This window comes from Paeniglutamicibacter cryotolerans (assembly GCF_014190875.1).
In the GTDB taxonomy this organism is placed as follows: Bacteria; Actinomycetota; Actinomycetes; order Actinomycetales; family Micrococcaceae; genus Paeniglutamicibacter; species Paeniglutamicibacter cryotolerans.
Window position 1 is genome coordinate 154,928 of record NZ_JACHVS010000005.1, and the last position, 8,104, is coordinate 163,031.

Annotated in this window: 8 protein-coding genes; 2 read left to right on the forward strand and 6 right to left on the reverse strand. The window is 59.6% G+C overall.

Annotated elements, in window-relative coordinates:
* Positions 1–345, forward strand: coding sequence for a hypothetical protein (locus tag E9229_RS19135; protein ID WP_221184799.1), 345 nt, complete (start codon positions 1–3; stop codon positions 343–345).
* 322 nt (positions 346–667) lie between these two features.
* On the opposite strand, the gene E9229_RS20165 is transcribed toward E9229_RS19135, so the two are convergent.
* From E9229_RS20165 to E9229_RS18850, 5 genes are all read right to left on the reverse strand, one after another.
* Positions 668–997 (reverse strand): transposase, encoded by a 330-nt coding sequence (locus E9229_RS20165; protein ID WP_407671406.1) that lies wholly within the window; start codon positions 995–997, stop codon positions 668–670.
* Positions 998–1,770: 773 nt separating this feature from the next.
* The gene (locus E9229_RS18835; protein ID WP_183513315.1) at positions 1,771–1,953 is read right to left on the reverse strand and encodes a hypothetical protein; all 183 of its coding nucleotides are present in this window, start codon (positions 1,951–1,953) and stop codon (positions 1,771–1,773) included.
* 684 nt (positions 1,954–2,637) lie between these two features.
* A complete protein-coding gene (locus E9229_RS18840) occupies positions 2,638–3,786 on the reverse strand; it encodes an aminotransferase class V-fold PLP-dependent enzyme (RefSeq protein WP_183513317.1) in 1,149 nt (382 codons plus the stop codon).
* Between the two features lie 34 nt (positions 3,787–3,820).
* Positions 3,821–5,326, reverse strand: coding sequence for a Na+/H+ antiporter NhaC family protein (locus E9229_RS18845; RefSeq protein ID WP_183513318.1), 1,506 nt, complete (start codon positions 5,324–5,326; stop codon positions 3,821–3,823).
* A gap of 61 nt (positions 5,327–5,387) precedes the next feature.
* Positions 5,388–5,753 (reverse strand): hypothetical protein, encoded by a 366-nt coding sequence (locus tag E9229_RS18850; RefSeq protein ID WP_183513319.1) that lies wholly within the window; start codon positions 5,751–5,753, stop codon positions 5,388–5,390.
* Between the two features lie 166 nt (positions 5,754–5,919).
* On the opposite strand from E9229_RS18850, the gene E9229_RS18855 reads away from it, so the two are divergent.
* The gene (locus tag E9229_RS18855; protein WP_183513320.1) at positions 5,920–6,462 is read left to right on the forward strand and encodes a helix-turn-helix domain-containing protein; all 543 of its coding nucleotides are present in this window, start codon (positions 5,920–5,922) and stop codon (positions 6,460–6,462) included.
* Positions 6,463–6,801: 339 nt separating this feature from the next.
* Here the strand turns inward: E9229_RS18855 and E9229_RS18860 are convergent.
* Positions 6,802–8,104, reverse strand: a 1,303-nt coding sequence (locus E9229_RS18860; RefSeq protein ID WP_183513321.1) for a thiamine pyrophosphate-binding protein, incomplete at its 5' end; no start/stop codon positions are given.

The following is an 8,104-nucleotide window of genomic DNA, read 5'->3' on the forward strand; positions in this document are numbered from 1 at the left end:
GTGAGCGTTAGCATCCCCAATACGCTTGGCGCCCTTGTCCTGAAAGGAGCGGCCTACCGGGAGGACTCCCGAGACGGACGCCGCCACTTGGATGATGCAGCGATGCTCGCGGCCACGCTCAAGGACCCGCTCGGGGTGGTGCCGGAGCTGAAGGGCAGCGACCGCAGCCGGATCATCACCCTGCACCAGGCATTGGCTGACCCATTGTATCCGTCCTGGCTCATGCTCGATGAAAGGGACCGGACCCAGGGCCAGGACACCCTGCGCATCCTGGCAACCAACCCGCAGGACTTCGAACTGCCAGCGGGGTTAACCGGCGGGCTGGCGCCAAGGACCGGTCGCTAGATCGCTCGGGTAATCGTAAAGCTGAATTATTCGCGTGGAATCGTGCGGTAAGCGTCAGCCAAAAACATTTCGGAATTCACATGACTCCTGTTCGATGCATGAACTCCGGGATCACTCGGCGGCACCAACTCCCCGGATTGAACGTACCGACAAGCCATATTTGCCACCCATGGGCTAGGATCTGGTTCTACGTCGAGGGCACAAAACGGTGGTCCTGTTCGACGTCCACGCGCATCACCCCAACGCCACGCAGTAGGCCTTTAACTGCGCAGCCTCCCCACCTTCTAAAGTTCAAGTCGACGGGTTTTCACCTTCGGAAGAGTCAGCGGGCCATGAATCGTTTGACGCAGCGGCGGATCTCGCGAAGGGTATTCGCTTCGGCAGTCCGACGTCCGACGTAGGCGATGGTTGTAGGGTCATATTCCGTTCGGGATCGGGCGATCATATACGGAACACGATTCAGCTGCGGGCCACCGTGGTGGTTGAGCCTGTGCCGGGTCGATGTGACGGAGGATGCGGGGATGGGGTTTGCTGCGGCCCAGGCTGCGAACGCGGCCTGGCGAACGCACCGGTCCGGGGGCGAATACGAGATCAGCACCTGGGCCCCAGACGCAGGACCGACACCGGAGAGCTCCAACAGGCCGGATGCCATGGCGTCTACAGCGTCGCGCAGAACCTGGTGGTTCGATGCCAGCCTGGTATTGATCTGCAAGATGGCGGCGACCAGCCGTTTGACCTGGACGCGAGCGATCTTGGTCTTCAGGCCCTTGTCCCGGTGGGCCCGCCACCAGCTGACCAGCAGGATCTACGCGTCGGCGAGGGAGCATCGTGCCCCGACGTCCAGGTCCATGGTCCGTAACAGTGAGATGGGCATCAGCCGGCAAGCCGTTGGCGTGTCGCACCATGGCATTGAAGGGCGTTGAGCGGGCTACACGGGACCTCGCGGTTACCCTCGGTATGGGATTCGGCCAGGGTCTCACCCTGTTCTCCGAACATCGTTCACTCTGCCGCCATGACATCCATTTCATCCGACTTTCAGTAGCCCGTACGCGAGGCCGGAGCGAAGGGCGCAGCTGGTCACCACGATGAACAACATCAGCCGCCGGGGCATGGCAAAGGCCAGCCACGTCTCTTCGGTGTGGTTGGCCTTTGCTATTGGTTGTTTGCCACGGGGCGGGGCACCTATGTGCCGCCTTTCCTGGCATCATGGATCCCAGCTGAGTTTCGACCGACGGTACCCATCCCAGGTCCTCGATAACCGGTCCCCTTTGATACCCACTGCGGTAGCCAATGGGTGGCACTTGAACGAGAGTGCCGCGTCAAAGGTAGGATGCCCATGACGCGGCAAGCCAGCTATTCCCGAATCAGCCAATGACCCCCGCTGTCAACGAGTACAGAGATCTCCTTTGCCTTTAATCCTGAAGGCTACTTGGAGGTAAAGCCCGCGACGCAATTCGCGGTGGCATCCTCGTATGTGGCCCCAGCGTTGGCTTCCAGCCCGGCCTTGTAGGTATCAAGCAGCGCCTGCGGGTCAGCAACCTTGTAATCCGTAGCGATCTTAAGCCAAGCAGTCTCGGCATCGTCGCCGGCTGCGGTCTTGCATGGCATGGATTACGAGTCGTCTCATCCGCCGATTCATCTACCCTCCAAGACCCGGCCCTAGGTCAGTTGTTGCCTGCCGTCGGAGTAGGAGAGTGGGACCGTCGGGAATGGGCAGGCCAGAAGGACCTTTCTTCGTCCAAGTGCGAGAATGATGTGATGAACATTGTGATTGCAAGATGAACAAAACCTACGTCTTGGTCAGGCCGGATACCAAGGGTTGGGCTGCGCTTCCGCTGTGCCCTCGCCCGTGGCAACAAACGGTGGTTGCTTGTTCCGCCCACAGTCCCGAGGACCTCGAGTTCGTTGCCCAAAAGCTCAATGCGTGCCCACGCAAAACGCTCGGCTGGGATACCCCGGCCGAGCGTTTTGCGTGATCTAATAACTAACTAACCACCCCTAGGCGTTGCAACGACCCCTAGAATTCGCCCAACCCGGGGTTCCTGGCGTTCAGGCCAACGCAACTTCAGGCTAAAGTAGACCATGGCTCAGGAAGGTGGCAGTTGTAGGTGCTGCTCGCCTGCCCCAACTTCGTTGATCGCTTTAGCAACCGGTATAGGTGGGAACCCCTTCGTTAGTCCACCGAGACAGACTTGACCTGATAGTCGTTCTAACTACTTCGGGCTACACTCATCCACCACGTGTCATGGAAATAGATCAGCATCTGAGAACGCAATGTAAACGGCGTTGGGTCTAAAGAGCTTTCAGAGCCACGACTAGCGCATCAATGTCGCTCTGCGCCGAATAGGCATGTAAAGAGAGTCGCAAGCGCGACCCTCGGGGTGAGGTGCCTATGCGAAACTCGGCGAGCTTAGCTGCAAGCGCATCTGGATCGTCGCATACGATTGCTACTTCGGGTCCGCGGTGGGCTGGGTTTTCGGGGTAGTCGATCTCGTATCCGAGAGCGAGTAGCTCATCTGCGAGCGACTCGCGAAGTGATTCGACATGCGGCCAGCAACTTGCGATGTCAATTTGCTCGAGAACTTCGTAGCCTGCAACACCGGCATACGCTGAGGGGATGGAGTAGGTGCCAGTCTCGTAACGACGCCCATTGTTCGGGTAGTCGACGAGTGCCGGGTCGAACTCGAACGGGTTCACGCGTCCGAACCAACCAGTCAGCATCGCGTTCTGTTCGGCTTTCTCGGGCTCGCGTACGAAAAGCGATGCGATGCCCGGCAACCCCAGCAAATACTTAAGATTGCCCGTCACTAGGAAGTCGCATTGAAGCTCGTTGACCGAGAACGGTACTACGCCCGCCCCTTGGTATGCATCGACGAAAACCAGGGCACCGACCGAGTGCGCATGTTCGACGATGCGCTCGATCTCCGGTCGCGTGCCGTTGATGTAGCTCACCAGTGGAACCGAGACCAGCTTCGTGCGCTCATCGATGTGCGGGATCCAGTTTTCGGCCAGGAGTGCTTCCTCGATGCCTCCCACGTTGACGACTTCGATGCCTTCGCGCTGGGCACGCCACACATTGCCGACCGACGGGAACTCGAGATCGGAAGTGACGAGGCGGTTGCGCTCACCTGACCAATCGAGCGAGGTGACAGCTTGGAAAGCGCCTTCGCTTGCACAGGAGAGCACGGCGATCTGATCGCTCGAGCAGCCTAGGAACGCGGCGCTCTTGGCCCTGTACTGTTCTACAACGCCTACCCATACGTCCCATGGAGCTTGGGAGTCGACGAGCGATGCCGTCATGCATTGCATGGTTTGCGTCAAGTGGTCGGAAAGCGCGCCTTGGCTACAGCTTGCGAAATGCGGTGCTTTGTCGAGCTGTGCGAAATTCCGGCGGAACTGATCGGGTGTGAGTGAGACGGGTGAAATGACGTTGACTGTCATGATTCCCTCAATTCTGTGATTGACGATAGGTTTTCTAGCCGCGCGTCGCGGGGGCTGGGTAGGCGGAGGCGGTGTCTGCGGGTTCGCTCAGGATCTCAGGAACTATGTCCTCGAATCGCTTCACAGGGACACCGTTAGCCGATTCGAAGCGCCGGCCCCAACCAGTGATGATAGAGAAGATCATCACGGCACTGAACATAATGGGGTAGAAAGAGACAAATGCCACGGTAATCGGCGATATTGCTGGCATGCCCTCAACACCGGTTGTCAACTGGCTGATGATGAATAGGAACGCGCTGAACGAGGGGACTATGCATGCGATACCTGCGGCGAAACCCTCCATCACGTTTGCTCGCCGGTACGGATGGAGGCTTGCACGAGCACCGATTTCATCGGCTATGACCGAGAACGGAACGATCGAGGGACCCACAACGCCGGCAAACATGGTCGTCGTGATGGTCTGGCCCACGGCGATGGCAGCTTCTGCACCGCGGGCGCTCTGTGTCCATGGCCGACGCGACAGCGCATTGATGATAATTTCAAATACGCCCGCTTCACGCACAATGCCGATCATCCCAAAGACCGCGATTGACAGACCGATCAGAGGCAGCATGCCGTCAATACCCTCAAAGAGGAAGCCACTCGGGGAGCCGTCCTCAACGAACATAATGTCCTTCGGCGTGATCAAGCCCGAGATGAGCGCGACGATGGTGCCGCTGATGACACCGACAGTGATGGCGAGATAGAGGTTGCGTTTCCAGAAGGCGACCACGATGAGTGCGATGACCGGTAGCAGCATGACGAGTCCGAGTGGCGAGTAGCCGCTGGCATCGACGGAGCCGCCCTGGGCTGGCGGCGCGGCGATATTGCCTAGCACCAGGAACAAGACCATGCTGATTCCAGCAGCAGTGAGCGCGTACTTAGCGCGTGTGCCGACCACTCCGGCGACCTCGGCACTGCCCTCACGGCGACGATAGCGTTGCGTGGATGCCGAGACAATCGTGGTGTCCGAAATCGGGGCGAGGCTATCGCCGAACATAGCACCTGAGAAGATCGCCCCGGCGAGCAACAGAGCGTCAGCGCCGACCATTGCACCAGCGGGGTAGAAGATCGGGAAAGCAGTGAACATAGTGCCTAGTGAGGTACCCGTCGCCATCGACATGGCACAGCACGCAATAAAGACGACGGCAATGAAGAGGCCGCCTGTCACGTTCAACTCTGCAGCCAGCCATACGAATCCCTCTGAGACTCCGGTGGATTCGAGCAGTGACGACAATGGGCCGACGACGAACAGAATCATCACTACGGTCATCGCGATGGGGTTCGATAGGCCTGCAATCACGCTGTCCCAGAATCGGGTGTACTCCTTAGTAAAAACACCGGCAATGACGATGCCGACGATGCCTGCGGTCGTGAGAGCCGTAGTATCGAATGCTTTGAAAACGACGAAGTAGACGATTGCGCCGGCGATAAAAATGATTGGTGCGATAAAAGCACCGAAAGTGCCAACTCGGAATTGCAGTGGTTTGTCGGTATTCAAGTTGATGGCGCCTTTCTTGATCGGGTGGAGCGGGATATGGGTGCCTAGCGAGGAGCCCGGCTTATCGCGGGAGTAGGAATAGCTTGCGTCCGAGGCGGCTTTCGAACCGGTAGTACCGGTCGGCACGCTCGCCGTTCACAGTGGTGCGTGCGCGGTTCATCATCTGCACAATGGTGTCAAGCGACGGCACCGTGCCCAGGATCGTGATGGGAAACTGCAACGACCCGGGCTGGCCAACAAGGAAGAAGTCGTCGTCAAAAGAATGCAGTAGTTCGAATCCGAGCGCTTCCCAGTCTTCAAGGAGGTGTTGTAGGGTCGGCAGCGCGACTGTGCTTCGTTCATCGTCGCTCGCCTCGTACCATGACTCGCGGCAGGCCATGAGGACCATTACACGGTGGGGCGGCTCGGCGGTTGGTTTCACGAACATCGTGGAAGCACTCCTGGGGAAGTAAGATTAGTGGCTAGCGAGGATTATAGGGAGCTGGCTCATTCGAGCCAATATCCCGCTTTTGTGACGCTCGTTACTTTAGTATACTTAAACTTTCTTAAATAGCACTACATTTTTAGTGACCTGTAATCGTTGAGGACGAATCATGAGCTTTCCGTTGCGCGTACGACGGCTCCGACAGGCTAAGGGGCTGAAGGCGAAGGAGCTCGCTGGTTCAGCAGGCATTTCGGCTTCCATGCTCAGCCAGGTTGAACGTGGGCTTGTTGATCCAAGCCTCGAAACACTGCGCCAGATTGCTCAGGTGCTGGATGTGCCGCTGTTCGAACTATTCGTTCCCGAGGTCGACCGTGAGCAGATGCACGTCATGCGTGTGGGTGACGAAATGACGATCACGACGCGCTCCGGCGACATGAAATATCGTCGCAAGTCGACAGTCGGCATGCAGCTCGAGGTGCTTGCGGGAGAACTGTTGCCAGGTGGCGTCTCGCGCGAGACCGTGTGGAGCCATGAAGCAGAGGAATGCATTGTGGTAACCCGTGGTCGGCTCGTGATCGAGACTGACCGCGAGCGTCTCGAGCTCGCCAAGGGCGACAGTTGCCACTTCAATTCTCGAATTCCTCATCGCTTCGTAAATGACACGAAGGAAGGCGTCGAATTTATCGTCTCAGTAACCCCTCCGAGCCATTGACATGAAGCATGCATAAAAAGAGATGTACCGCGCTTCGATGATCGTTTGTGCAGGGTAAATAATTTTGAAATTCCGCCAATAGGCGTTGATGGCTCAGGGTGTGCGTTTGGGCCGGGTATCCCAGCGATGGGTTTGCCAGGCTTGGCGGATGAGCCGCCTGAGGGTAATGACCACGGTCGGGTGGCCGGAGGGGATTTAGCCCTCCGGCTCCCACAGATCCCGGCGTGACAGTCTCCCGTCACCGGGTTCTTCTCAACCTCTTCACCACGCGGTGGGCTCGGTCAATGACGTCACAGCATCATTTCAGGTCTGCCGCATGACGCCTATTGGCGGAATCTTTTAGTGACCCTTAAAGGCCTCCGCCAGCCACCATGAACCCGAATCGGAGGCGATCTTCGCGTCGATCACCAACGGTCTGGCGGGGTTCGAGGCCACCCAGTCCCCCACCGCGTCCAGATCCGCAACGCTGCGCACCGTGATTCCGTCGGCACCAAAACCACGGCCGATGGCCGCGAAGTCGGTGTCGGGGAATCGCACGGAACTCATGTCTGCCTCCGGGTTGTCGATGGCAAAGTGGTGCACCTCGGCCCCGTAGGCCGCGTCGTTGTACACGATGCACACCAGTGGCATCTTCAGCCGCACCGCGGTGTCCAGTTCGGCGATGGCCATGTGGAAGCCCCCGTCCCCGGTACCCAGCACCGGGAAACGCCCCGGCTGTGCCAGGGAAGCGCCGATCGCCGTGTACAGGCCCAGTCCGATGGATTGGAAGGCCTGGGTGAAGCAGAATCCGAACTCGTCTGGCACCGAGAGGAACTGGCTGGGATAGCCCATGAAGTTGCCCGAGTCGACACTGAGGATCCGCTCGGCGGGCAGCAACTCGTCCAGCACCTTGGTCAGCGTGCGCGGGTCGATGAACTGCCCGTCGGACAGGTCCTCGAAATCGACCTGCTGCCAGTGGATCGCTTCCTTGATGCGCACGGCGAGTTCTGCGCTGCGGTAGCCCTGGCGGGCCTGCATGCCGGTGGCCTGCAGGGCTTCAAGTACGTCCGCCGCACATTGTGCCGAGTCGCCCACCACGCCCAGGTCGATGGGCCGGTTGGCGCCCAGCGCTTGTTCCTCGAGGTCGATCTGGACCACCTTGGTTTCGCTCCCGATGAGGTGCCCGTGACGCATCGTCCACATGTTCAGCGCGCAACCGAAGCCAATGATCAGATCCGCGTCGGTGATCAGCTCGGCCGCCAGGGGCGACGAGAACCCGCCGGAGATGCCCAGGTTGAACTCGTCCTCGTTGAACAGGCCCTTGGCCACCGCGGAGGTCGCCACCAGGGCACCGGCGTGCTCGGCCAGGGCCAGGATTTCGGCCTTGGCCTCGCGGCCGCCACGGCCGGCGACGAACACCGGACGCTTGGTCTGGGCAAGCAGCCCGGCCAACGCCTCGACAGAGGCCCGCGAGGGGCGGATCGGCTCGGCCGCCGCCATGGCCACGACGGCGGAGGCCTGTTCCTCGGTGGCTTCCTGCGCCTGGACGTTCAGCGGCAGGTTCAGCACCACGGTTCGGCGGTCGTTCACCGCACGGCGGTAGGCCCGCACGGTATCGGCCACGGCGCTCTGCGCCGAGTGCACGCGCTCGGGCACGGCGTAC